Below are 23,726 nucleotides of genomic sequence, written 5' to 3'. Positions count from 1 at the left end.
CAATCAAATCAAACTTTTATCAAAAATATGTTGTAAAATAAATTAATTTAATGTAAACTAAAATAAACAAATATAAAAGCGAGGTGATGAAGTCTTTCCCTTATCTTGTTTCACTGGGAAGACAGAAAGTTTATGCGAAATATTATAGCCGTTGTTGCCCTTGTATTATTGATGTTTTCAAGCATCTTTGTAGGGAACTATTACATAAAGCAAAATGAAGAATTAAAGATTGAGATAGAAAGTAAAGATAAAATAATTAAACAAAACGAAATAAGAATACATAATGTTGAGGGTTTGAATTTAAAACAACGTTCAGAGATAAAACAACTTAAAGAGGTTATTAACCAAAAAGATCAGGAGATTAACAGTCTCAGGAACCAAATTGAACAGATAAAAAAGAACACAGCCATATTCGAAGTCACAGCCTATACTGCAGGATATGAATCAACTGGTAAGTATCCTGGAGATAAATCTTATGGCATTACTGCAAGTGGGGAAACCGTTAAGGAAGGAAAGACAATTGCGTGTCCTAAGTCTCTGGATTTTGGCACAACTTTAGCAATAGAAAATGTAGGAATTAGAACATGTGAGGACAGGGGTTCAAAAATTACTGAAGGTAAGATTGATTTGTATATGGACGATTTGCAGCAAGCTTTAGCATTTGGAAGAAAAACTTTAATGGTGAGAATCTTAAAGCAAGCATAATGGAGGTGCTAAATGAGGGATTGGCAATTTTCTATAGGAGAATATGCAGTTATTAATCGAAAAGCTAAAGGATTGCCGAACGATATTGGAAAGTTGGTAACTGTTCATGAATTATTGACCAGTGGCTCTTACGATTATTATGTAGAAACTGACAACGCAGAATTACTTAAAGTTAAGGAATCTGAATTAAATAAAGTGAGTAAAGAGTTGGTAGATTTACATCTCAGTATGAAAGAACATAAGAAAGCAATTTATGAGCCAAGTGGCGAAGAAGTCGAAGTCATTGGGGCAGATTTTCTGTACGAACAGATTGAGATACGTCATGTAGTAGATGGGGCAATGAGAGTAGTGAGTTTGAGCAGCCTAAGACCAATTGAAGAGAAGGGTGAGAAAGTGATTCAAGAAAAGGGGTACTTTGCAGAAAAGGGATTGAAGCTAGGGGAGTTGGTGGATCGAAAACAGGCAGCATATGGTGACTCAATCGCAAAGACCAGTAAACTTATGAAGGTCTATTTAGAAGACTATGAGTACGGTGATACATATGTTTTTCCTAAAGAATTGTTAGACCATATTTTACTCCAGGTAAGAATTATAGACAAACAAAATCGTCTCTTCAGTAATCCGAAAGGTGATTTAATGGACGAGAGTCCATATGACGACATTTCAGGATATGGAATGCTAGGTGGAAGAATGGGTAATACAAATTAATTTTACCAAAAAATAATTGTTTTAAATGAAACAGTAAAAAAGGTGGGGGAGATTAGTTGAATATTAATAAAATTGCTTGTTTAATAGTGGGTCATAAACGAATGGGATTTACTGTAAAGTATGCATTTTCAAATGTTGAAAGAACAAAGTGTGAAAGATGTGGCACAGAATTACAATTTTTGTTAGGTAAAGGGATAATTGGTGAATGGAAACCTTATCAGGAAGAATTAGAAAAAGAGGGGTTTTTCAACTACCATGAGAAACCGCCTAAGAAGTTTCCACATTTTTAGTGCTATATCACACTGCTAGTAAAATACCCTTTATTAAGGAGGTTATTAAGTTATTGATAGATTATCATATAAAACAAATTAAGTTTACATTAGCAAAAGAATACATAAAAAATAATCATTATTCACATGGATGTCATAACGGTGCCTCACCTTGTTTTGGATTGTACGATGGGCAGAATCTTATTGGTGTACTAATGTTCGCAACACCTTGTAGTGAAATGGTAAGATCGAGTATCTTCGGGGAAGAATACAAGCAAAGTGTAATTGAATTGCACAGATTACATATTTTAGATGGCACTCCCAAAAATACTGAAAGTTGGTTCATATCCAGGTGTTTGAAATTACTCAAAGAAATAAGACCGCATATTTGGGCGGTATTAACTTTTGCAGATCAAACAGAAGGACATAATGGAACGATATACAAAGCAACAAATGCTCTCAGATTAGGTGCAAGTACAAAACGTACTTTCTATTTAGATGAGACGGGAAGACTTAGGCACCCAAGACAAAGTGGTAAGAACATATCTAAACAAGAAGCTGAAAAGATGGGGTGGACTCCAGTAAAACGTGAAGGTAAGTTTAGATTTATGTGGCTTCTCCCAGATGATAAAAGACACAAGAAAGAGTTGAATGAGTTATCAAAGGATTACATAGAAAAGCATAGTCAAAAATAAATATACATATATAATTAAATAAATACTACGCGCAGTATTTGCACATGAAATACATACCATATTAATAAAAAAGCTATAAAGCAACTCTTTGATGGTGAAAGGAGGGGTGAGTCATAAGAACGTTCATATTAAAAGTGTATTGTAGGATTTATTTATTGATACAAAACAAAATAATTAAAAACAAAGGAGAATGATTAAATGTTATTTTTAACACTGTTCTTTATATTTGCAACTGCTTACGGATTATTGAAGGGAAAGTTGTTTTATAGTTTACTTGTGGAACTGGCAGAAAACGAAGTTAAGAAAGCTAGGGGAGAAATTAATGAATTACCAAAAGAATTAACTACTAAAGTTGGTCTGATGGTGCTTTACATGTTGGTCGTTCTCATTGTGCAATTCACGTACATAGTTAAATCACTGAGCATTGATCCAAATTTGTATCCCACTGCTGCTATCCTGATTCACATATTCACAGTCTTTGTAGTTTCAATTGGGAAGAAAGGAAAGGATCTAGCTACCGAACTGGGCAGATCAAAATACTTAGCCAAGGTATCAAAGAAATATAGTGTCAATGGATTCTTCAGTAAAATAGCATATCTAACATACTTTATTTACATGTTTGCGGTACTAACAGACATAATCAAGTAATTGGAGAAAAGATTGTGAATTTGTTGTAAAAGAAATGGCTTTAAACCAACGTTTTAAAACACGAATTCACAATCTTTTTCCTATAAAATTTGTCTTTTAAACTAAATTAATTAAAAGGATGGTATCACATATGAGTGAAGTAACAAATGCCAATATCTTGGCTGAATTGTGGACGGAAGGAAAAGCATCAGTATTTAATGCAAAGCAATTATTAAAAAACATCAAAGCAACTACGAAAGTTAAATCAACGAAAAAGAACCCAGATGGAATCAAGTTAGGAGAAGCAACTTTCCTAATGCCAGAAGAATTCATTGGAACTTCACTTCCTGACGCTTGGGGTGGAAAAGACAATATGTGGTTGTTAATCAAGGTAGACAATAGCGATTGGGATGGTAAGCGAAATGAATTAGAGGAAAAAAATAAATGAGATCATCACAACGACAAAAATTAGTTAAGCAGTTAGTAGACCGTTTCCCATTCCTGGTTGAGAATTATAATCTTTTAGTTTCATATTATTGGCAGCATGTTGAGGGAGCGAAGGGGTTTGATGACACGGGTAGATGCTCATCACCAGAAGCAATCTGCAGAGCATTCAGACGGTTGGTGACAGCAGGGGAAATAGTTGTGCCGGAAGAGGTAAAAGAAAAAAGAGCTGAATACCAGGAGAATTTTAGAGAGGAGTATTCACCATTATGAAAGTAATCATTGATAAAAACAATCCGTTAACTGTTGTAGACCAAGAAGGTAACGTGCTATTTGATTGGCAACCAACCACAGTTAAAGACCTGGAGAATATGACTCTCGATGAGCTTGATGCTTATTTCAAGGGCATTATCAACGAGGCAAGGAGGGATTAAATTGTTTCAAGTTGAAAAAGGCTCAATGGAAGAAGCAATGATGAATCTCCAAAACATCGGGTTAATCATGAATGAGCAAAAGCAGAATGGAAAGCCAGTTACATATGAACAGTATCATGATTTGCTGGATTACACACTATCTATTGTTAGACAGGTAGATACATATACGAAGGAAATTAATGAATTATTTGATCAGGTTAAAGTGAGGTGAATACATGAAAAGAATTCTTGCTATAAGTGACATACACGGCTGCTACGATGAGTTTAAGAAACTACTAGAGCTTGTCGATTACAAATTATCTTCTGACCAGTTAATTCTTGTAGGAGATTATGTAGACAGGGGAATGAAAAGTAAGGACGTACTATATAAAGTGATTGAACTTGTTAACAATGGTGCTATTGCTCTCAGAGGCAATCATGACGAAATGTTTCTTGATTGGTTAACATCAGATGATTATATATCTGCAGTCAACTTCTTTAGAAATGGTGGATTTTCCACAGTTACGAGTTACGTAGGTTATAACTGGTTTGATGAAGGATACGATGAAGTTTTAATGGGTAAGGCAAAACAATTCATTTTAAAGAATTATTCAGAACACGTTAGTTTTCTAAGTAACTTACCATACTATCATGAAACAGAACACTACATTTTTGTTCATGCAGGGATTAATCCTTATTTAAGAGACTGGAAATACACAGAAAATAATGATTTTATTTGGATTAGGGATCAATTCCTTCATAACGACCACAATCATAAACAGACTATTATTCATGGACATACACCTGCAACATACTTACATAAGAAGCATGATATTTATTTTGGTAATAAGAAAATTGGAATTGATGGAGCGTGTGCTTATGGTGGTCAGTTAAATTGCCTGGAGATTAAAGACGGTGAGTTTAAACAATTTCAGGTAAGTAAAATGAAATAAGTTAATCTTGGCAATTAGGAGGTGAGATTGATTCGGTTTCTTGCTAAACTAGGCATCTATCAGCAAAAAGTATTTATTAGTCAATACATAAAATGCAAAGGTAAAGAAGGCGAAGGTTGGTTATATTATCAATTCCATATAGCCGGATATTTGTTTTGGTGGCAGTATGTAGCACTCTGCAATAGAAGTATTAAGAAGATGAGGAAGAATGGTTTACTGTAAAATCAAAAAATTATAAGGGGATGAAGAAAAATGTATCAATCTATTCTTGACAGTATTAACGCTACAATCGAACATCATAAAAAGTTAAACCCAAGTAATCACAAATTATCAGAACAAGAAGTCCATTACTTTATTCAAGGATTAGAAGTAGCAAAGCAATTGGTTGAGCAGACACAGGAGCTAAATGTTGAAGAACTGGCATATGAAACATTTGAGGACACTGTTAGAACATTAAGTGATCATTTAGACAGATATGATATGGAAGTAATAATTGAAGATGTTTTTATGGATAAGGACAGTGAAGAATACGAAGCAGAGGACGAAGAGTAAAAAATATACAAATATCAATCAATATATAGTGGTGTGTTAGGTTGATATACCACTATATATTGATTTGAAATACTATAAAATCAAGATTTGATTCGAATGGAGTGTTTAGATATGAAAAAAGAAGAGCCTATTATAATTTATACCGATGAAAAGAATTACCGTATGCATCAACTTAAAACAGTAGAGCCTTATTTTGCAGCAGTAGTAAGAGGAGATAAGACATTCGAAGTTAGAAAGTTTGATAGAGATTATCAAATAGGTGATTTTCTGGACTTAGTGCATTATAACCCTGAAACTAATCAATTAGGTAAAAGAGTTACTAGAAGAATTACATACATGCTGACTGATCAGCCATATGTGCCGGAAGGATATGTAATATTAGGCATGGTTGATGATGTCATTGCAATACCATTTTAGAATATAATCTGGTTTTTATCTAATAATTGTAAAAAATAAATAATTTAATATATTAATATGCAAGGGGATGTTTATATAATGAAAATGGATAAAGTAGCAGGAAGTGGAAATGATGAATTTTACACACCGGAGTATGCTGTCAAGCCAATCATGAAATATTTAAAGCCTAAATCAATTGTATGGTGTCCATTTGATACAGAGGATAGTCATTTTGTAAGAATGTTAAGAGAAGCAGGACACGATGTAATAGCAACTCATATAAATCAAGGACTAGATTTCTTTGAAACTAATATAGAGTGCGACTACATTATCAGTAATCCGCCGTATTCTAAAAAAGGAGAAGTCTTACAACGTTTGTTTGATCTTAATATACCATTTGCTATGTTGATTGGTGTAGTTGGGCTGTTTGAGAGCCAGAAACGTTTCGAGATGTTCAGAGATAACGAGTTTGAAATTCTTTATATGAACAGACGAGTTGCATACTTTAAAGATATTAATGAACAAAAGCCGTCACTCAATCCTCCGTTTTCAAGTGTGTATTTATGCAAAGGAATGTTACCAAAACAAATCATATTTGAAGAAATTAATAAAGTAAGTTAAATAGATTATACATATAAAAGGAAATAAAGTAACAATGTAGAATTCTTATATAAAATGAATTAGGGAGTCTAACATAATGAATATAAGGATTCTACATTGCGGTAAATCAATAGAAAATTATAATATATGTATTAATGAGAAAGTCATAGGATTTTCTAAAAGAGTAGCTCATACTGGAGATTTAATTTACCTCGTCGTAAGAAATGAAAAGGTTGCATATTGTGGAGCAAGAGCAATTGTTGGAGAAGCAACGGATTACAAGCCTTGGGATAACTCGGAATTATATGTTCAAGCATTTAATATTGAAAATGTTGAGTACTGTGATCCGTTTGACATTAGTATTTTATCTACTGTCGGTGGCAAGTCATGGGGTATTAAGTACACTCAAGCTTCCAAAGCAATAAAAGATACAAGAGCTACTATGTTGCTTAATGACGAATTTACCAAAAATATATCAAATGCTTTTCATAGCTTCTTAAACGAAGTAAATATAGAAGAATCAGAAGAAATTGATAGTCCTGAGATTCAGGATAGCGATGAACTTGATATAATGGGTACTTTTCTAACTGTTAAATTCCATAGCGAACAACATAAAGCTAGAGGATTAGAAACATTAGTAAATAGAAACTTTTATAATTTATTTGAAGAGTTTAAGCCAGAGAACACAATATTAATTACAGATAATAGGAAGTTCTCTACTTCCACTATTCCAGATGAAGTGACCAACAAAAATATAAATGGTATTAGTGGAATACCAGACGCACTATTAATTAGCTTTAATAAATCAAGAAAAATTCCCTTGCAGATTAATCTCGTTGAATATGAGTGCTATGGAGAAAAACGGTTAAAACCAATGGATAAATTTAACTATCTAAATGGACATATTATTCCACAGTTAATGAGATTTGCTTCAGCCTTTAGTGTTGTTACAGACACTAGAATTAGAGAAAGCACAGTTAAATCTTGGGCTGATAAAATTATGAATGATTTTGTTTATGAAGATAATGACATATCTACAAAAGTTTCTAGGTGGATTAAGACAATACATCCTAACATTAATGAGCAAAAAATATCATATGAGTTTAGTAAGATGTTGCTCGATGCTTTTAATTCACAATTGAGAATTATGCTTATTATTGACGAGCTTACATCTGAACAAAAAGAAACTATCAAGAACGTAATAAACTCATTTAAACTTGGCAGTCAAGAAAGCATTCAGTTTTTAGGATATGTCGTTAGATTGGAACAAAGGATTAATATTGTTGATAGCAATGCAGAATATGCTTTATCAATTCAGAAGTAGACACTGATTTATGTGTTTGCTTCTGAATTAAACAAAAATAATCAAATGGCATACTATTTATATATTTGAGTTATTAAAGAAACGATACTACATATTGATTTAAATTCAGATAAAACTTCAATTTTATAAGGAGAGAAGCAATGACAAAGTATGAAGTAGAACGCTCGTTTGTACACTTCCACACCAAAGAAAAATTATCCAGAGTAAAAGTTACATTTTCGAGTGGTGGAATTATTTATCAAGTAATGAATCAAAATCAATTAAATTCATATAGTAGTGGAGTGACATCTTGAAACCAATAATTAGATGGGTAGGCGGCAAGAGAAATATGCTACATCACTATAAAAACTTAGGTTGGGAGCCAAAAAACAGAATTGTAGAGCCATTTTGTGGAGGGGCAGCAATTTCATTAGATAGCAATATACCAGCTTTAAATAATGATAGTAATCCATATCTTATTAATTTTTATAACACTGTGAAAAAATTTACAGATAATGATATCCAGGAATTCATTGAATGGTTTTTCTCACATAGTTTCACTAAAGAAGAATTTTACGATTATCGGAGTAAGCAAAACGAATTAACTACTAACTTAGACAAAGCTAAATGGTTCTTCTATATAAATAGATGTGGCTTTAACGGTCTATGGAGAGTGAATAAGAAAGGTAAAGTCAATACTCCTTATGGTAGACCTCTTGATGGATGGGGGATTGGTTTTAAGGATATTACGTTTGAGCACTTTCAAGAAATAAGAGATCGATTACAGAATGTTGAGATAAGAAATGAAAATGCGATTTCAATAATAAAAAATTATTTAAATGAAGGAGATTGGGTATTTATTGATCCACCATATGATTCAACTGAAAGCAATTATACACAAGAAGGATGGAACCAAAAGGATTTACAAAGATTGAATGAAGCTGTAAATTCGATTGATAAAGAAGTGGTTTTATACATATGCAATTCTGATACTGAATTTGTGAGGAAAACATTTAATAACATTGCGCCTCTTGAATTAAACCGGAGAGGCGTAGTAAACCAAGATAGTGAAAAAAGAGGTAAAGTAAAAGAACTTTTATACATAGCAAAATAATTATAAATTTTATTAAATGAACAGTAGACCCTGCCATTCATGGAGAAAAGGTGAGTATTTATGACAGATGAACAGAAGAAACAAATATTAACGTACTATCAAGACTGTTCTAATGCGTACAAAAAACATACTGAATTAAAGGATAAATCTATGATGGACATTAATTCAGGTGCTATGCAGGCTATCAGAAAAACATTATGTATTTTGAATGAAAGCATTGAAGGTATTAACGCATAGAGGAGTATTGCATATGTACGAGTGTGAGTATTGCGATGATGACGGTTGGATTGGTGACGGGCGAGTACCTTGTCCAGTGTGTAATCCAGATGAAAAAAACTGATAAATTGTACGACCATGCTGGATAAAAGATAACTTTCATATGAATCCTAAATAACCCTAAAAGGAGAATCAATGTGAGCAGCAAATTTAAATTTATCATGGATGAGAAGGTGAAGGTCAAAGCCAATGGAAAAGTAGGGGAAATAAACGGACAGAAACTAGAAACATATAAATATCAAGGACAAGTAAGAGAAACGATTACATATAGTGTTAATTTTGGATCATATCAAACCGCATGGTACAACGGTGATCAGATTGAGTCATTGGAGAGATATTCATTTGATGATAAATTTGAACAAGGACTTTTGAATCTAATGATTGATGTCAACTTAGGTGAGAAGAAATATGATGAAGTGAACAGGTTAAATAACGAAAAGAAAAAATATAAAGATGGGTGATGTTATGCGTCCGGTAATGTCAGAAGGTAAACGGGAATTGCTTTTGCAGCTGATCAGTCAACTTGAAGAAGGTGTCGGAGAAGTTTCTGCAAAATTGGAAAACAACCACGACATTGAAACTTATGACTGGCATAAATACGAAACGGCAATTAATGGATTGTATCAGTTATTGAACAAACTAAAAGAAGAAGTTTCCTATACATAAAATAATTTAAACAATTCCAAAATTATACTTGACCTTTAATATAAAATAATTTAATATAAAACTATCAAAACTAAAGAGTGGCTGAAACAAAAACAGTCACTCTTTTACATAAGTGAGGTGATAAAGTGTTAGATGAGGAGATGGAGAAACAACTGGATAACTGATATAATCATCCTGGGTGATGAACATTGAGAGCGAATATTTCTAATGAATTAATAAATGCAATAGACGAAAGAATTTATTTGGATTTAGAACTCCACGTACTTACGAAGAAAATGAATGAAGCAGAAAAACAAGGCAACGAAGGATTTTCAAAACATCTTGATAATCTAATTCAGAACACTATCAAGCAACGCAAACAGACACAGGATTACCTTGTAAAAAACGGAATTAAAATATTTGACGTTGTAGAGGACGATGACAAGGAATTTGTAGAGTACCCTTATTACCAGAAGGTGAATGGTGGATATAAAGAAGGTACAATGCGTTACTGGCGACACGCCATTAGATATAAACTTAAACAAAGAATGAGTAAATATCTTTAAGGAGGTGAAGAGATGCTTGAACTACAATTGGATGATAAATTTAGGATTATAACTGACAAACTGAATTTCATACTAGAACATTATGATGAAGTCGTTGATCGTCAATCAAAAGAACCAACGGGCAAGTACACATGGAAGACAGTTGGATTTTTTGGCACAAATCTAAATCATGCGCTAAAACGGTATGTCACTGAATCAATCCGGTCAGAAGAAAATTGCGATGTTTCACGACTGGTTGACAAATTAAACGAATTAAGTAAACATATTGAGAGTGTAGTAAAAAGAGAGAACATCAAATTGGTTGTAAAGGACAAAGACAATGAGTGAAAGATTTTGTGATATTTGCAATGAATTTAATATAGGACATAATCATGTTCTAAAGATTGCCGATGATAAACAATCTGTGATGATTAATGGTCACGAAGACTGTATTACTGATTTACATAAAAAGATTAAGAACTTACCAGACTTAAAGAAACTGCCTGTAAAAAAGGTGTTGGAGGAAATAGGATTGGTACAAAGTTGACACAAAAGCGACAGGAAAGGAGGTATATAAATGACTGATTACATTAAATGTCCCAAATGATGGAATGGGAGAATATCATGATGAAACAATGGCGTTGGGAAAAGAAAAACTAGTTGAATGCGACGAATGCAATGGTCAACAAGAGATAAAAGTTATTGCGTAGTACGAGAATATGGTGCAAAAATCATAAAAGTTTGTGAAAAACTGAAAATGAAAAGGTTAATATATCAACGTTTCTAACCATCATTTCACAAACTATTTACCATAAAACCGTCATTTTAAAAAAAGTTTGTTTATATAGTCGAAGTTTAAAGAAGTTTGATTAAATAAGCGAATCAAAGTTCTATTATATCGTGAATATTTGACACAAAATGCGAAGGAGGACTAAAGATGGACTATGAAAAAATGTGGAAAGAATTAAAGGACAAAATGGTCAGTTTAACACCTTCTTACGGAGAATTAAACAAACATGGTGTCCTTCGATTTATGGAACAAATAGAACACAATAGTAAGAAGTAATGCGCAGTTCGAAATATAAAGCGAATCAAATTGCACTTTCATTCTAAAACTAAATAATTAAATATACCTATTGTTTAAAATAAAATAATTTAATATAATAGGATTATATTAGTAAAGGCGGTGGACAAAATGTAACCACTCAGAAACACCCTCATATTAAAATACAAAACAAGGAGAATAGTAGATGAAATATAGGAATCAGAAGGAAGTAAGGACAGTATTCGATAACACTCACGAGAAGCAATTTAATCCTAACCGACAATGGTATGCGATAGTCGAAGTGGATGGAGTAGAAAAATTGTACAGGGCTGAAGGTAGAGTAAGAAGTGCAGTTATACGGGATATTGAAAGGGAAGCTCGGAAGGATCAAGGGAAAGTGTTAATGGTGGGTAGTATAAAAAATTAAAAAATCGGGGTGGGGAAATGCAGTATGCTCATCGAAAGTTTTTAGTGACGGTTAATCGTGTGAAAGAAAAAGGTGTTTTAGAAACTTATAGTGGAAGCATACCTGTGTTTCCTGGGGATATGATTTTAACGGATTTAGATGGAAATACATTTGTGGAAAGAGAAACACGATTTAACGAATATTATGTCCCGGTCGAACAGATTGAAGCTAAACCGAAAAAGAAAGTCAATCTCGATGAGATGATGAAGGGTTATGCTGAGATGGGACAGTTAGTAAAAGAATCAAATGAGAAAGATGAGAATTACATATTTGAACCAAACAAGGCGTTATAAAACAAAATATATTAATACTAAAGGTTGTGTTTATGGATGGTAACAATATATACAAAAACAATTTGTCCTAAATGTATTGCAGCAAAAGCATTTTTTGAAGGTAATGATGTACAGTTTGACATTGTAAACATTGAACATGATGATCAAGCGAAACAAAAATTGGTCGATTTAGGATTCATGTCTGTTCCAGTAGTTGAACATGAAAACAATTTTTACACAAATATGGGTGAGTTTGAAGACTTACTTATTAATTTGAAATGATTGTTTACACATCAAGAACAGGGAATGTTAGATCAATCATACAAGAATTGAGTTTACCAAGTTCGGAAATAGTGAAGGGCTTGGTTTTGTATCAGCCCTATTTCTTGTTTACTTATACAGATGGTTTAGGTGAAATACCCAAACAAGTAGATGAGTTTTTATTATTTCAGGAAAACCAACAACACATAGTAGGGGTAATTGTAACTGGAAATATCAATTTTGGAGAATACTTCTGTAAACCGGCAGAATCAATCAGTAAGAAATTTAATATTCCCATTATCAGAAAGATAGACTTACGTGGAACAAAGGAAGACATTCAAGCAATTAAAGACCAATATAAAAAATATATTGAGGGTGAATAGTATTAGATGAAAGAATACCTGAAACTTAATAATGAGGTTTTAAACACATACACACTTACAAAGCAAATTGATCGAGAAAAGGATAGGGAAGCAGCAAGAAGATATTTCTTGGATGAAATTAATAAGCAAACAGTCTTCTTCCACAATCTAAAAGAAAAACTGGATTATCTGGTTGAGGAAGGCTATTACGAAGAGGAATTTTTGAAAAAGTATGAGTTCCGTTTTATCAAGAAAATGTTCAACTTGGCGTATAGCTATAAATTCCGTTTTCCTTCATTCATGAGTGCATTCAAATTTTATAATAACTACGCACTAAAAACACGAGACGGACAAAACTACCTGGAGCGGTATGAAGATCGTATAGTTGTTTGTGCATTATACCTGGCTGATGGTAATGAACAACTTGCTGAGAAGTCTGTTAAACATATGATAGAGTCTTATCAGCCAGCTACTCCAACCATCTTGAATTGCGGTAAAAAAGCACGAGGAGAATTTGTTTCCTGCTTTAAGCTAATGGTTGATGATTCAATGAACAGTATCTCACACAACATTGGAAATGCTCTCCAATTGTCAAAACTCGGTGGGGGCGTGGGAGTCTCATTAATTGATTTGAGATGTGCAGGAGATCCAATCAAAGAAATTGATAATAGAGCCAGCGGAGTAATGCCAGTTGCCAAACTACTTGAAAATAGTTTTAGTTATGCAAATCAATTAGGAGCAAGAGCAGGTTCAGGAGTGGTTTGGTTACATATTTTTCACGGTGATATTATTGATTTTTTATCAGCAAAAAAGCCAAATGCTGATGAAAAAATACGACTGGCAACATTGTCTACGGGTATAGTTGTTCCTGACATTTTCTTTAAACTCATGGAAGAAGATAAGGATATTTTCTTATTTAGTCCATATGACATTAAAAAGAAATATGGTAAGAGAATGTCTGAAATAAATATGTCCGAGGTTTATTATGAACTCCTCGATGATCCAAATGTTCGTAAAATAAAGAAGATAAGTGCAAGGAAATTATACACAGAAGTTAAGAAGACTCAGATTGAGTCAGGTTATCCATTTGAAATGTTTGAGGACAACGTGAGAAAAGGAAATCCTTTAAAGAGTGTAGGTAAGGTTAAAATTTCCAATCTCTGTACCGAGGTGCTCCAGCTGCAGGAAACATCAGAAATTAACGACTATGATGAAATTGATATCATTGGTCAGGATGTATCTTGTAACTTAGGATCAACAGATATACACAATGCAGTGAAGGTAAAAGACTTTGGTGACTTAATTGAAACCTCTATGCAATTATTAACTTCAGTCTCCGATGCAACTGATATATCCAATGTACCTTCTGTGTCAAAGGGTAACAAAGAGATGCATTCGGTAGGACTTGGTGTAATGAATTTACATGGTCATTTGATGGCAAATTCCATTATATATGGAGAACAAGAATCTCTTAATTTTGTAGATGTCTTTTTCTCAGCATTCAATTATCACTCCCTTAAATCCTCCAACAAAATTGCAAAAGAAAAAGGAAAAGTATTTAAGGGATTTGAGAAATCTGATTATGCAACCGGAGAATATTTCGACTGGTACATAAATAACCCAATTGATATTAAATATGAAAAGACAAGGAAAGCATTGGGAAATGTTAAACCAATTACCGTTGAACAATGGAAAGAATTAAAAGAAGATGTAATGAAATATGGGCTTTATCATTCATACAGACTGTGCGTTGCTCCAACAGGCAGCATATCTTACGTAAGATCAGCAACAGCATCACTATCACCAATTACAGAACGTGTTGAGGTACGAGATTATGGAGATAGTCGCACAATTTATCCCATGCCATTTCTAACAAAAGATAACGTCAATCTATATCAGGAAGCATATGAAATGGATATGTACAAAATGGTTGATCTATATGCAACTGCACAAAAACATGTTGATCAAGGTTTATCAATGACACTTTACATTACTGACGAATGGGATACTGAGATGCTTACACGGTTGTATTACTATGCTTGGAAAAAAGGCATTAAAACAACTTACTATGTTCGCCAAAGAATGAGGACGTTGGAGGAATGTGTAGCATGTTCAATTTAAAACACTATGAAGCAGTCAACTGGAATAGACCTACAAGTGAATTGGCAGATGTATTTTGGAAGCAACAAACAAAACAATATTGGCTGGAAACAGAAGTGCCAGTTTCGAAAGATATTCTAAAATGGAAATCGTTCGAACATCAGGATGTATATAAGAAAGTCCTTGGGGGATTAACACTTCTAGATACTATCCAAACCAATATTGGAATGAATGAAATATCTAAGCACATTGATGATCTGCAAGAAAAGGCTGTACTTTCATTATTTGGTGCAATGGAAGCTATTCATGCAAGGAGTTACAGTTATATATTTACCACTCTTTGCTCAAACCAAGAGATTGATGAAGTATTCGATTGGGTTAAACAAAATAAACATTTGCAATACAAAGCCAGCAAAATTAGTGAGCAATATCAAAGTATTACTGATAAGGAATCATTGTGGAAGGCAATGTACTCTTCTGTGCTACTTGAATCTTTCTTGTTCTATAGTGGGTTTTTCTATCCTCTATACCTTGCTGGTCACGGAATGATGAAGAATAGCGCAGAGGTAATTTCTCTTATTCTTAGGGATGAAGCTTTACACGGAGTTGCTGTTGGATATTTTTCTCAAAATCTCTTGAAAAGCTTTGATGCTGAAACTCAGAACAAATTAAAAATATGGGCATTTGAGTTTCTTTACGATTTATACGAAAACGAAATGAAATATACTGAGGAACTTTATAGTGATATTGGTTTATCTTCAGAAGTGAAAAAATATGTAAGGTATAATGCTAACAAAGCACTTATGAATTTAGGGTTAGATAAGATGTTTGATGACGAGGTAATTGATCCTATCGTAATGAACGGCATCCGTACTGACAGTGTTACACATGATTTCTTTTCACAGAAAGGGAACTCATATACGATTGCGAAGGTAAAACCCATCACTGATGACACTTTTAAATTCGACAATATAAACTAAGGAGATTTTAAATGACAGAAAATAAGAAACTACAAAATGAAATGTACTACATGGTTCAACAATTTCACTCTGCATTCAAGCATCCAGTTTCAGATAGACCAACTGCTTTGTCTGTCCAAACTGCATTAAACAGAGGAGTATGGACTGGTGAAGAAATAATTGAGTCACTATATGCAACTGTAGAAGGTGACGAAGAGGAATTTTCAAAGGTGTATGACCTGTTCTTATCTGGTTTAGACAAGGCATTTAACAAAATGATCACTGAGAAAAAGCCAGTTAGTGACAAGGTAGTAGCTCAAGCAGACGCATTAACTGATCAATTGTATTTCATCTTCGGCTCATTTGTGCAAATGGGAATTACACCATTCGAGTTATTTGAAATCGTTCAACAAGCTAACATGGGAAAATTACATAATGGCGTTCCTAAATACCGTGAAAGTGATGGTAAGATAATGAAACCGGAAAATTGGGAAAGAGATTTCGCTCCTGAACCAAGATTGGCTGCAGAAATAAAACGACAATCAGAAGGACAGTAAAAGAGTCATTTGATTAGAATATTTACACGGGAAGGGTGAAAACTCTTCCTGATTTTATATGAAAGGTAGTGTGAAATGAGTAAAGCAGATTTAGTTTTCAAAGAAACTCTCCAACGGATACTAGATGAAGGAGTTTCAGATGAAGAGCAACAAGTCAGAACAGTATGGAAAGATGGTGCTCCAGCACATACATTAAGTGTTTTCGGAGTAGTAAACAGATACAATCTTCAAGAAGAATTTCCTATCATCACTCTTAGACCAACTGCATTTTATTCAGGATTAAAAGAGATCTTATGGATATACCAAGACAAGAGTAACAATGTCCAACTACTTAAAGACAAGTATAATATCCACTGGTGGGATGCATGGGCTAATCAGGATAGCAATCTTGGTCGAGCTTACGGGTATCAGATGAGGCAAGTTCATTGGTATGGGGAAAAAGTAGGATACATGAGTCAAATTGATAAACTGATTTATGATTTAAAAACGAATCCTTCATCAAGAAGATTAATATTAAACCTATACAATCATCACGACTTACATGACATGACACTTTATCCTTGTGCATTTATGACCATGTTTGATGTAAGAGAAGGTAAATTGAATATGACATTAACTCAAAGAAGTTCAGATTATCTTGTAGCCGGAAATATAAATGCTACACAATATGCCTTGTTACAACATATGATTGCTCAAAGTGTTGGCTTAGAGGTTGGTGAGTTTATACATTACATAAACAACTGTCATATCTATACAAGACATGTAGATCAGGCGAAAGAAATAATTAAACGTGAACCTAGACCAGTACCTAAATTAATCATTGATGATACAATTAAACATTTCTATAGATTTAAACCAGAACATTTCAAATTAGAGGGATATAATCCTCATCCACAGATGAAGTTGGAAGTTGCAATTTAATACAAAATAATTAAATATAAAGTATTGACCAAAATAAAATAATTTAATACAATGGAAACAGATAGAAAAATATCTGTTTCTTTTTTCATAAGGAGGTGAGTAAAGCAATGAGAACAATTCATAAGCATGATCAAATTTGGAAAAATGAAGCTATCTTGCATATGGAACAACTGTGGCAGAGAGAGTTGACTGACCACGAAAAAAATTTACTTGGAGAAGTTTACGATTTTGCGAGACGAGTAGAGCTGGAGCAATGGTACAGCAATGAAATCATAGAGTGGCAGCAAGGTTTGGTTAAGCATACATAGTACAGCATTAGGAGGTTTAAAATGAAACGAAACTATGTGCTATTGGCAACAAATACATATCTTTATGAATGCTTTACCAATGCGTTTCACAGGTTCGATAATGTGAAAGTCCATCTTGGCATATTTGAACAACTAGAACAAATCGATTGTCTAGTTAGTCCTGCCAATTCATTTGGATTAATGGATGGAGGAATGGACGCTGCTATAACTAACTACTTCGGGGATCAGTTACAAAAAAGAGTGCAAGAACACATTATAAATGAGTACTACGGAGAACAGCCAATTGGAACGTCATTCATCGTTGAAACGAATAATGAAAGAATCAAATATTTAGCACACAGCCCTACTATGAGGATACCAAAAATTATTAAGAATACCGACAATGTATATATGGCTACAAAGGCAACCTTAATTGCAATTGACAAGTTTAAAGAAAAAATTGATACAGTAGCTTTTCCAGCTTTTGGTGCAGGGTGTGGTCAAGTTCATCCGGTAGATGTTGCTTATCAAATGTCTTTAGCGTTTAAGCATTTTGAGAATCCACCCAAGACAATAGATTGGAACTTTGCAAGGTTCAGGGATTATGAAATATTGAAATAAATGTTCACATTTATCGTAAAAGGGAGTGGGTTAAATAAAGTGGAGGCTATTGAAAAATCGTGGAAAGAAGAATGGGAAAATAAACTTCTTGAATTTGGAATTCTAAATTTAAGAAAAGTAAAGGAAGAGTTACACAAATATAGTGAACTCAAGAAAAACATTAAAGAAGTATATAAACATATAACAGGAATTAATATGGGCTTGACCACAGATTATTCAGAGATTAATAGGTTGGCAGATGTTAACTATGAATTGCGTTATTCAAATGAAAAAGGGGGCGTATATCAGAATCGCAGTAAATTTTTTTACATAGATTTCTATTCCCTTTACAACTACTATAAAGAAAACAATGTTTCAATGAAGGAAATTTCAGACTTATCTGGTGTCCCTAAGACGGTAGTGTGGGAAAGGTTTCAAAAAATAGGTGAATATGAATCAAAAGGTGTCGGAAGAAGGAAAGAAGATAGCCTACGAGTATCTAAAAAACAAACTTTAATAGAGGATAGGATTAACTCTAGTGGGATAGATGCAAAACAAATAGCTAATATTCATAATATCTATGACTTTCAAGACTTTTACACACTAAATGAAAAATCAAAAGTACCTAAGAATAAATCTGGAATATATTTATTTTACAACGAAGACTCAGAAATATGCTATATCGGAAAAGCAAAAGATTTAAGATCAAGGATAACTTCCCACTTAACTGGTGCAACTCACACTAGAGATATTTACAAAGAATTTTTCGCATTTTCATTGTTGTATATGGAGAAGTATGATGAAGAAGTCAATGATATCGAAAAAGATATTATTAAAACTTTGAATCCAAAATACAATGTAATACATAATGATTTAGAAACAGCATAAAACACATCTTTTATAAGGAGGATAAAAATGACAAATAAAAAGAGAACCAATCTATTAGAAAACGCTACAGAAGAAATGCTTCAGATTGTAAATAAGAAAACAATGGAGGCTAGAGAGGGAACAATACAAGGTTTAACAAGAGAAAAGAAAGAAATCTTAAAAAGCCACATGGGAAGTGCATCTTCCAAGATAGACTTTAACAAAGTTCGAGAGTGGTGGAAGTACGATAAAGATGAAAATGAAGAATAGTTGAAAATAAAACATGTCTTTCATAAGGAGATAATAATGTTGGAGAAATTGAATTTAGAAATAATTAAAAATAGAAAGCTTGACAGAGAATTACAAGGAACATACGCACCGAGAATTTCCGAGTTTAATTGTTTGTTGCAAATAGTTGAAGATCAGAAACAACAAATAATTAAACTAGAACAGCAGATTTTCCAATTAAAACGTTGATTTGAAAGGAGCTTGAAATGAAAAAAGAAGGAAATCCCTTTACTAGAATGAGAGACAGGATACAGAAAAGTATGAAGAAAAATAATGTTACATATGAACAGATACTTGAATTAATTGAAGAGGACAATAAAGGGTTTAATCTAGAAGAAAGAGCTGCTCATTTGAAAAAGGCATTGAAGAATGCTGAAACCATTAAAAATAAATAATCAAATACAAAATTAGGAACATAACGTTGTGTAAGTGCTGCGCAGCCTCCCTGACCATCTAAAATAAAATAATTAAATAAAACAGTTGATTAATATAAAATAATTTAATATAATAATAAATAAGGAGGATCACCTTTCCTCCTAAAACTAAAAGGGCGACTTAGATCAGTTGAACTGAACCCTAAGTGCATATTGCATATGGGTGTCCTAATATCGAGAAAGTGAAGTCAGTACATAAGTAATAATGGCACGATTTAAACACTCGATAAGGTATTTCTCGAAAGAGAATTTCCTAACATTAGTTAGGTGAAACCCTAGTCACAAATACCGACTAGGCAATTCAAGTTACTATCGCCGTAACAACTTATATAGGTATATGAATTGTAAGACGAACCGACGATCGCCCGCTTTGAACACGACTTGTAACAACTTATATAGGTATATGAATTGTAAGGTCTCGTCAGACGGGTTAAGATTGTCAGCAAAAAATAAACAACTTATATAGGTGCATGAATTGTAAGCAAACAACGTTGTAAGGTGTATGGTAAAAAACGTACAACTTATATGGGTGTATAAATTGTAAGATAAAATCCAGCACATCCTATCTAGTCTTCGGATATGTCCGATTCATCCGATTTGGCAACAACAGAAACTACCTGTGGCGACTCTCCGCCAGCTATACCAGTACATCAATAAGATGTCGTAGAAGTGTGAGTATTCGATATAGACACTCACAACACTCGGTAAAAATAAAATATTCATATGCAACTCTATTCTGGCAGTAATAATTTACATACGTGTATGAATAGGGAGATCAACGCCACCTCTTGATACTTACGCAGTAAGGAACGATCTACATATGTATATGAATAGGGAGAACCATCCCAGCATTGGATTACTCTCAATAAAATGTAGACAATCTACATACGTACAAAAAGAACAGTGCGAACCATAAGCAATCACGAAATCCCGGATTCATTCGCACTAAAACAAAATAAACTGAAAGGTAGAAAAGTAAAATGACAAAAAATAAAATGACAACAAAAACTATGAAATATGAAATTAGATTTGAAAAAGCACTTTACAATCTACTTAGTGACATTCAATTCGAAGTATTCATGTTAAAAAATAAAGCAACATCAATTGCATATGATTGGCAAAACTTTTCATTCTCATATCACAGTAGATTTGGCGAATACCCAAAAATAAAAGAATTATCAGGCGTAACCTTGACAAATGATATTTTAGGTGAATTAAGAGAAGTGCAAGCTAAATTTGTATCTTCTGCTACTGTTGCTTCATCAGTTAAAGAAGCAGTTGAAAAATTTACAAGCGATAAGTCAAAAATATTAAAAGGTGAAATATCAATAATGAGATATAAGCGTGACGGAAGCTTCCCTATTAGATCACAACAAATTAATCATTTAACCAAAATTAACAGTAAAACATATACATGTAAATTATCACTATTATCTAGAGAAGGCGCAAAAGAACGTGAAATGAAAAATGGTCAAATGGACGTAGAGTTACGAACGGGAAAAGGAGCATATGAAATCTTAGACAGGATTATTGAAGGTAGTTATAAACTGTGTGATAGTCGAATCACCAAAAATAAAAATAAATTCTATTTACTCATTACATATAGTTTTGAATCAGACAAAGTTGAAACATTGGATGAAAATAGAATTATGGGAATTGACTTGGGTATTAATATTCCAGCAATGTTAGCTATATCTGATAATAAATACTATAGAGAAGCAGTTGGGGATGTAACAGAGATTAGTAATTTTCAAAAACAAGTTGAATCACGTAAGCGGAAACTCCAAAAACAGCGTAAATGGTGTGGTGAAGGTAGCATTGGTCACGGTACAAAAACAAGAATTAAACCGTTAGAAGTATTGTCAGGCAAGATTAAGAGATTCAAAGATACAAAGAATCATAATTGGAGTAGATACATAGTTGACCAAGCAGTTAAACATAATTGCGGGATTATTCAGATGGAAGACTTATCGGGAATTGCAGAAGAAAATACATTTTTAAAGACCTGGACATATTATGATCTGCAGCAAAAGATTAAATATAAAGCTGAGGAAAAAGGAATTAATGTGGTGTTCATCAAACCAAATTACACATCACAAAGATGCTCGTGTTGTGGGCATATTTCAAAGGAAAATCGGGATGTAGAAAAGAACGGTCAAGATAAGTTTATTTGTGTTAATTGTGGATACGGCAGCAAGTTCTATGTTAATGCAGACTGGAACGCAGCTAAGAATATTGCAACAAAGGATATTGAGAACATAATTAAAGAACAGTTAGAAAGTCAGGAAAAAGAGTTAAAACATAATATGAAATATGCTATGTAAAATTAATTATACATATACAATTGAGTAACGTAATGTCACGCTGTTAAACTGGAAGGAGGTGAAGAATATGATGAAATTTCTAAAAAAGTTATTCAATAAACATACAGAAGTTCGTGGTGGAAGAGGAAATAAGGTAGTAATGAAATTAAATTAAAACGGTAGTTTCATATGCTTGAAGGGAGGTGATGAAAGTGAGTCAGGAGCAATTAACTGCAACCTGTGAATGTGGTGTACATAATAATGTAGGACTAAGATTTGATGACTCTGTACTAAAGGCTGTAATGCAAGATTGTCAGCATGAATTTACACTTGGGAAACTAAAATTAGAAAATGGAAGTAAGCCGTTAACAGTAAAAGTATCAATCGAGCCAATTCAAAACTAATAAATTAAACTTAGGGTAACGACCAAACATTAAGGAGGTGATAATATGAGTCAAGAGAATAAATGTTTTGAAGTTTTAGTAGTAGAAGCTTTACATGAAATTTTACATGAGTTGAAAGCGATAAAAGAACAAACCATCACGAACACAACGATTAATGTTGCTGCCAATACGAATGCTGAAAATGCAGAAGAAATATATAAGTCATTGGAAAAAGGATTAAGAACAAAAGGTGTTACAATATAAATTAATTTAAGGGTGGTATATATAAATGAAAAAAGGTATTGAAACTACAAGGAAAGATGGTCAAGTAATTTTAAATGACAATGGAATTTATGTGGACAGAGTAGTGACAGATAATCCTGCAGATGAATTTGTAAACTATCTTGCTGGCTTAGAAGACAGAATTGAAAAACTGGAAAAAGAACTAAATGATCTCAAACATCAAAATTCTGCCAAACGTTTTATGGAAGAGTTGAACAAAAGTCTATCTGAAAGAGGTGATTGATTGGCTAAAAACCCAGGTAAAGAATTTGAAGAAGATTTAAAGAAATCGGCAAAGGATCAAAACATCTTCTTCTACAGGATAAAAGACGTTAGCCCAATGATGTTAAAACCGGATGCTAGAGTATCAAAAAATGATTTCGATAGTTTCATATATAGGAAACCTAATTTATTTCCAGTTGAACTTAAATCGACTGCACAGAAATCATTTTCATTCAGCGAGAAAATCATTAAGAAGCATCAGATTCAAGCACTGAAAGAAGCAGTCGAATATGACGGTTTGATTGCCGGATTTATTTTCAACTTCCGCAATTACGAAAATTTCACTGTATTTGTACATATAAATGATTTTCTTGATTATAAGTACGTTGCTCAAAATAAAATAACTAGACATAACTATATATCAAAAGTTAATAAAAGTAGTATTTCTTTGGATATTTGTAAAGAGATTGGAATTGAAATTAAGAACTTTAAAAAGAAAGTCAGGTACACATATTACATAAATCAGTTGTTGGATGAGCTGATTGAAAAATACAGGACATAGGACAAACATAAATAAACATACATACATATTGAGGTGAGAGGAGTAATGGAAAAAACGGAGACAAAACCAATTGAAACACTAATAGTTGGAAGGTGCAAAGTCCACATATATATTAACGAAACTGTAGAGAGCGAAGCAGTCTATATGGAAAAAAATAAAGCAATTATTAAATTAATGTTAAAATGAGTAGGATAATTCCTACTCTAAATTTTTACCTATATATCGTTGTATATGTTTATAACCTGTTGAGGAAGTTTATTACACTCAGCAATCATAGTAAAAACGGAGCAGCCATGATTAAGGCTGCTCC

The 23,726-nt window shown here is 33.0% G+C and carries 43 protein-coding genes; all 43 read left to right on the top strand.

From position 1 onward, the window contains the following. The first annotated feature begins 132 nt into the window (after positions 1 to 132). The 43 genes from CVD19_RS00195 (at position 133) to CVD19_RS24325 (ending at position 23,602) form a co-directional block, all read left to right on the top strand. Positions 133 to 705, top strand: a complete 573-nt coding sequence (locus CVD19_RS00195; protein WP_101579853.1) for a 3D domain-containing protein — start codon at positions 133 to 135, stop codon at positions 703 to 705. 12 nt (positions 706 to 717) lie between these two features. Further along, complete coding sequence (locus CVD19_RS00190; RefSeq protein WP_101579852.1) at positions 718 to 1,413, top strand: hypothetical protein; 696 nt, start codon at positions 718 to 720, stop codon at positions 1,411 to 1,413. Between the two features lie 56 nt (positions 1,414 to 1,469). Next, positions 1,470 to 1,703 (top strand): hypothetical protein, encoded by a 234-nt coding sequence (locus tag CVD19_RS00185; RefSeq protein WP_101579851.1) that lies wholly within the window; start codon positions 1,470 to 1,472, stop codon positions 1,701 to 1,703. Positions 1,704 to 1,756: 53 nt separating this feature from the next. Continuing rightward, positions 1,757 to 2,377, top strand: coding sequence for a Mom family adenine methylcarbamoylation protein (locus CVD19_RS00180; protein WP_101579850.1), 621 nt, complete (start codon positions 1,757 to 1,759; stop codon positions 2,375 to 2,377). A 198-nt stretch (positions 2,378 to 2,575) separates the two neighbouring features. Next, the gene (locus CVD19_RS00175) at positions 2,576 to 3,025 is read left to right on the top strand and encodes a hypothetical protein (RefSeq protein WP_101579849.1); all 450 of its coding nucleotides are present in this window, start codon (positions 2,576 to 2,578) and stop codon (positions 3,023 to 3,025) included. 130 nt (positions 3,026 to 3,155) lie between these two features. Continuing rightward, entirely contained in the window at positions 3,156 to 3,452 is a 297-nt protein-coding gene (locus tag CVD19_RS00170) for a hypothetical protein (protein ID WP_101579848.1), read from the top strand. Beyond that, positions 3,449 to 3,721 carry a hypothetical protein gene (locus CVD19_RS00165; protein WP_101579847.1) on the top strand — a complete coding sequence of 91 codons (273 nt, stop codon included), beginning with the start codon at positions 3,449 to 3,451 and terminating at the stop codon, positions 3,719 to 3,721. The genes CVD19_RS00170 and CVD19_RS00165 overlap by 4 nt, the downstream gene beginning before the upstream one ends. Next, positions 3,718 to 3,882 carry a hypothetical protein gene (locus CVD19_RS24345; RefSeq protein ID WP_180953437.1) on the top strand — a complete coding sequence of 55 codons (165 nt, stop codon included), beginning with the start codon at positions 3,718 to 3,720 and terminating at the stop codon, positions 3,880 to 3,882. The genes CVD19_RS00165 and CVD19_RS24345 overlap by 4 nt, the downstream gene beginning before the upstream one ends. A 1-nt stretch (position 3,883) precedes the next feature. Further along, positions 3,884 to 4,093, top strand: a complete 210-nt coding sequence (locus tag CVD19_RS00160) for a hypothetical protein (protein ID WP_101579846.1) — start codon at positions 3,884 to 3,886, stop codon at positions 4,091 to 4,093. A 4-nt stretch (positions 4,094 to 4,097) separates the two neighbouring features. Then, positions 4,098 to 4,814: a metallophosphoesterase family protein gene (locus CVD19_RS00155; RefSeq protein ID WP_101579845.1), complete on the top strand. Its 717-nt coding sequence runs from the start codon at positions 4,098 to 4,100 to the stop codon at positions 4,812 to 4,814. 252 nt (positions 4,815 to 5,066) lie between these two features. Next, positions 5,067 to 5,366 (top strand): hypothetical protein, encoded by a 300-nt coding sequence (locus tag CVD19_RS00145; RefSeq protein WP_101579843.1) that lies wholly within the window; start codon positions 5,067 to 5,069, stop codon positions 5,364 to 5,366. A gap of 111 nt (positions 5,367 to 5,477) precedes the next feature. Further along, on the top strand, positions 5,478 to 5,783 hold the full coding sequence (locus CVD19_RS00140; RefSeq protein ID WP_257984978.1) for a DUF3850 domain-containing protein: 306 nt from the start codon (positions 5,478 to 5,480) through the stop codon (positions 5,781 to 5,783). 78 nt (positions 5,784 to 5,861) lie between these two features. Next, positions 5,862 to 6,383, top strand: a complete 522-nt coding sequence (locus CVD19_RS00135; RefSeq protein ID WP_101579842.1) for a sugar-phospahte nucleotidyltransferase — start codon at positions 5,862 to 5,864, stop codon at positions 6,381 to 6,383. 76 nt (positions 6,384 to 6,459) lie between these two features. Beyond that, positions 6,460 to 7,686 (top strand): hypothetical protein, encoded by a 1,227-nt coding sequence (locus CVD19_RS00130; RefSeq protein ID WP_219620071.1) that lies wholly within the window; start codon positions 6,460 to 6,462, stop codon positions 7,684 to 7,686. 140 nt (positions 7,687 to 7,826) lie between these two features. Beyond that, positions 7,827 to 7,979: a hypothetical protein gene (locus CVD19_RS24340; RefSeq protein ID WP_180953436.1), complete on the top strand. Its 153-nt coding sequence runs from the start codon at positions 7,827 to 7,829 to the stop codon at positions 7,977 to 7,979. Further along, positions 7,976 to 8,779: a DNA adenine methylase gene (locus CVD19_RS00125; RefSeq protein WP_101579840.1), complete on the top strand. Its 804-nt coding sequence runs from the start codon at positions 7,976 to 7,978 to the stop codon at positions 8,777 to 8,779. The genes CVD19_RS24340 and CVD19_RS00125 overlap by 4 nt, the downstream gene beginning before the upstream one ends. A 60-nt stretch (positions 8,780 to 8,839) precedes the next feature. Continuing rightward, positions 8,840 to 9,016 carry a hypothetical protein gene (locus tag CVD19_RS24335; protein ID WP_180953435.1) on the top strand — a complete coding sequence of 59 codons (177 nt, stop codon included), beginning with the start codon at positions 8,840 to 8,842 and terminating at the stop codon, positions 9,014 to 9,016. Positions 9,017 to 9,192: 176 nt separating this feature from the next. Then, a complete protein-coding gene (locus tag CVD19_RS00120; protein WP_101579839.1) occupies positions 9,193 to 9,516 on the top strand; it encodes a hypothetical protein in 324 nt (107 codons plus the stop codon). 4 nt (positions 9,517 to 9,520) lie between these two features. Then, positions 9,521 to 9,721, top strand: coding sequence for a hypothetical protein (locus CVD19_RS00115; RefSeq protein WP_101579838.1), 201 nt, complete (start codon positions 9,521 to 9,523; stop codon positions 9,719 to 9,721). Positions 9,722 to 9,909: 188 nt separating this feature from the next. Beyond that, entirely contained in the window at positions 9,910 to 10,266 is a 357-nt protein-coding gene (locus CVD19_RS00110) for a hypothetical protein (protein ID WP_101579837.1), read from the top strand. Between the two features lie 12 nt (positions 10,267 to 10,278). After that, positions 10,279 to 10,593, top strand: a complete 315-nt coding sequence (locus CVD19_RS00105; RefSeq protein WP_101579836.1) for a hypothetical protein — start codon at positions 10,279 to 10,281, stop codon at positions 10,591 to 10,593. Beyond that, entirely contained in the window at positions 10,586 to 10,792 is a 207-nt protein-coding gene (locus CVD19_RS00100) for a hypothetical protein (RefSeq protein ID WP_101579835.1), read from the top strand. The genes CVD19_RS00105 and CVD19_RS00100 overlap by 8 nt, the downstream gene beginning before the upstream one ends. A gap of 390 nt (positions 10,793 to 11,182) precedes the next feature. Further along, entirely contained in the window at positions 11,183 to 11,311 is a 129-nt protein-coding gene (locus CVD19_RS25235) for a hypothetical protein (protein ID WP_257984977.1), read from the top strand. A 184-nt stretch (positions 11,312 to 11,495) separates the two neighbouring features. Beyond that, on the top strand, positions 11,496 to 11,717 hold the full coding sequence (locus CVD19_RS00095; RefSeq protein WP_101579834.1) for a hypothetical protein: 222 nt from the start codon (positions 11,496 to 11,498) through the stop codon (positions 11,715 to 11,717). 17 nt (positions 11,718 to 11,734) lie between these two features. Continuing rightward, complete coding sequence (locus CVD19_RS00090) at positions 11,735 to 12,049, top strand: hypothetical protein (RefSeq protein WP_101579833.1); 315 nt, start codon at positions 11,735 to 11,737, stop codon at positions 12,047 to 12,049. A gap of 36 nt (positions 12,050 to 12,085) precedes the next feature. Beyond that, a complete protein-coding gene (locus CVD19_RS00085; protein ID WP_101579832.1) occupies positions 12,086 to 12,310 on the top strand; it encodes a glutaredoxin family protein in 225 nt (74 codons plus the stop codon). After that, complete coding sequence (nrdI, locus tag CVD19_RS00080) at positions 12,307 to 12,672, top strand: class Ib ribonucleoside-diphosphate reductase assembly flavoprotein NrdI (protein ID WP_101579831.1); 366 nt, start codon at positions 12,307 to 12,309, stop codon at positions 12,670 to 12,672. The genes CVD19_RS00085 and nrdI overlap by 4 nt, the downstream gene beginning before the upstream one ends. Before the next feature lie 6 nt (positions 12,673 to 12,678). Next, the gene (gene nrdE / locus CVD19_RS00075; RefSeq protein WP_101579830.1) at positions 12,679 to 14,772 is read left to right on the top strand and encodes a class 1b ribonucleoside-diphosphate reductase subunit alpha; all 2,094 of its coding nucleotides are present in this window, start codon (positions 12,679 to 12,681) and stop codon (positions 14,770 to 14,772) included. Next, positions 14,760 to 15,731, top strand: coding sequence for a class 1b ribonucleoside-diphosphate reductase subunit beta (gene nrdF, locus CVD19_RS00070; protein ID WP_101579829.1), 972 nt, complete (start codon positions 14,760 to 14,762; stop codon positions 15,729 to 15,731). Before nrdE ends, nrdF begins: the two co-directional genes overlap by 13 nt. A gap of 11 nt (positions 15,732 to 15,742) precedes the next feature. Further along, positions 15,743 to 16,267 (top strand): HAD family hydrolase, encoded by a 525-nt coding sequence (locus tag CVD19_RS00065; protein ID WP_101579828.1) that lies wholly within the window; start codon positions 15,743 to 15,745, stop codon positions 16,265 to 16,267. Positions 16,268 to 16,342: 75 nt separating this feature from the next. After that, positions 16,343 to 17,188, top strand: a complete 846-nt coding sequence (gene thyA, locus CVD19_RS00060) for a thymidylate synthase (protein ID WP_101579827.1) — start codon at positions 16,343 to 16,345, stop codon at positions 17,186 to 17,188. Between the two features lie 107 nt (positions 17,189 to 17,295). Continuing rightward, positions 17,296 to 17,496, top strand: a complete 201-nt coding sequence (locus CVD19_RS00055; RefSeq protein WP_101579826.1) for a hypothetical protein — start codon at positions 17,296 to 17,298, stop codon at positions 17,494 to 17,496. 21 nt (positions 17,497 to 17,517) lie between these two features. Beyond that, entirely contained in the window at positions 17,518 to 18,096 is a 579-nt protein-coding gene (locus CVD19_RS00050; protein ID WP_101579825.1) for a macro domain-containing protein, read from the top strand. A 39-nt stretch (positions 18,097 to 18,135) separates the two neighbouring features. Then, complete coding sequence (locus CVD19_RS00045) at positions 18,136 to 18,963, top strand: GIY-YIG nuclease family protein (protein WP_180953434.1); 828 nt, start codon at positions 18,136 to 18,138, stop codon at positions 18,961 to 18,963. 27 nt (positions 18,964 to 18,990) lie between these two features. Continuing rightward, on the top strand, positions 18,991 to 19,212 hold the full coding sequence (locus CVD19_RS00040; RefSeq protein WP_101579823.1) for a hypothetical protein: 222 nt from the start codon (positions 18,991 to 18,993) through the stop codon (positions 19,210 to 19,212). A 36-nt stretch (positions 19,213 to 19,248) separates the two neighbouring features. Next, on the top strand, positions 19,249 to 19,419 hold the full coding sequence (locus CVD19_RS24330) for a hypothetical protein (protein WP_219620070.1): 171 nt from the start codon (positions 19,249 to 19,251) through the stop codon (positions 19,417 to 19,419). A gap of 17 nt (positions 19,420 to 19,436) precedes the next feature. After that, entirely contained in the window at positions 19,437 to 19,625 is a 189-nt protein-coding gene (locus tag CVD19_RS00035; protein ID WP_101579822.1) for a hypothetical protein, read from the top strand. A 1,019-nt stretch (positions 19,626 to 20,644) separates the two neighbouring features. Next, positions 20,645 to 21,988: an RNA-guided endonuclease InsQ/TnpB family protein gene (locus CVD19_RS25230; RefSeq protein WP_101579821.1), complete on the top strand. Its 1,344-nt coding sequence runs from the start codon at positions 20,645 to 20,647 to the stop codon at positions 21,986 to 21,988. A gap of 191 nt (positions 21,989 to 22,179) precedes the next feature. Continuing rightward, the gene (locus CVD19_RS00025) at positions 22,180 to 22,371 is read left to right on the top strand and encodes a hypothetical protein (protein WP_101579820.1); all 192 of its coding nucleotides are present in this window, start codon (positions 22,180 to 22,182) and stop codon (positions 22,369 to 22,371) included. 45 nt (positions 22,372 to 22,416) lie between these two features. Beyond that, positions 22,417 to 22,614 carry a hypothetical protein gene (locus CVD19_RS00020; protein ID WP_101579819.1) on the top strand — a complete coding sequence of 66 codons (198 nt, stop codon included), beginning with the start codon at positions 22,417 to 22,419 and terminating at the stop codon, positions 22,612 to 22,614. Between the two features lie 25 nt (positions 22,615 to 22,639). Beyond that, entirely contained in the window at positions 22,640 to 22,876 is a 237-nt protein-coding gene (locus CVD19_RS00015; protein WP_101579818.1) for a hypothetical protein, read from the top strand. Next, a complete protein-coding gene (locus CVD19_RS00010) occupies positions 22,877 to 23,416 on the top strand; it encodes a hypothetical protein (protein WP_101579817.1) in 540 nt (179 codons plus the stop codon). It begins immediately after the preceding gene. Positions 23,417 to 23,461: 45 nt separating this feature from the next. After that, on the top strand, positions 23,462 to 23,602 hold the full coding sequence (locus CVD19_RS24325; RefSeq protein ID WP_180953432.1) for a hypothetical protein: 141 nt from the start codon (positions 23,462 to 23,464) through the stop codon (positions 23,600 to 23,602). Positions 23,603 to 23,726 lie beyond the last annotated feature (124 nt).

It is taken from the genome of Bacillus sp. T33-2 (assembly GCF_002860205.1).
Taxonomy (GTDB): Bacteria; Bacillota; Bacilli; order Bacillales; family Cytobacillaceae; genus T33-2.
Note: the sequence above shows the minus strand (reverse complement) of the source record. Positions and strands in the feature narration are given on the sequence as shown.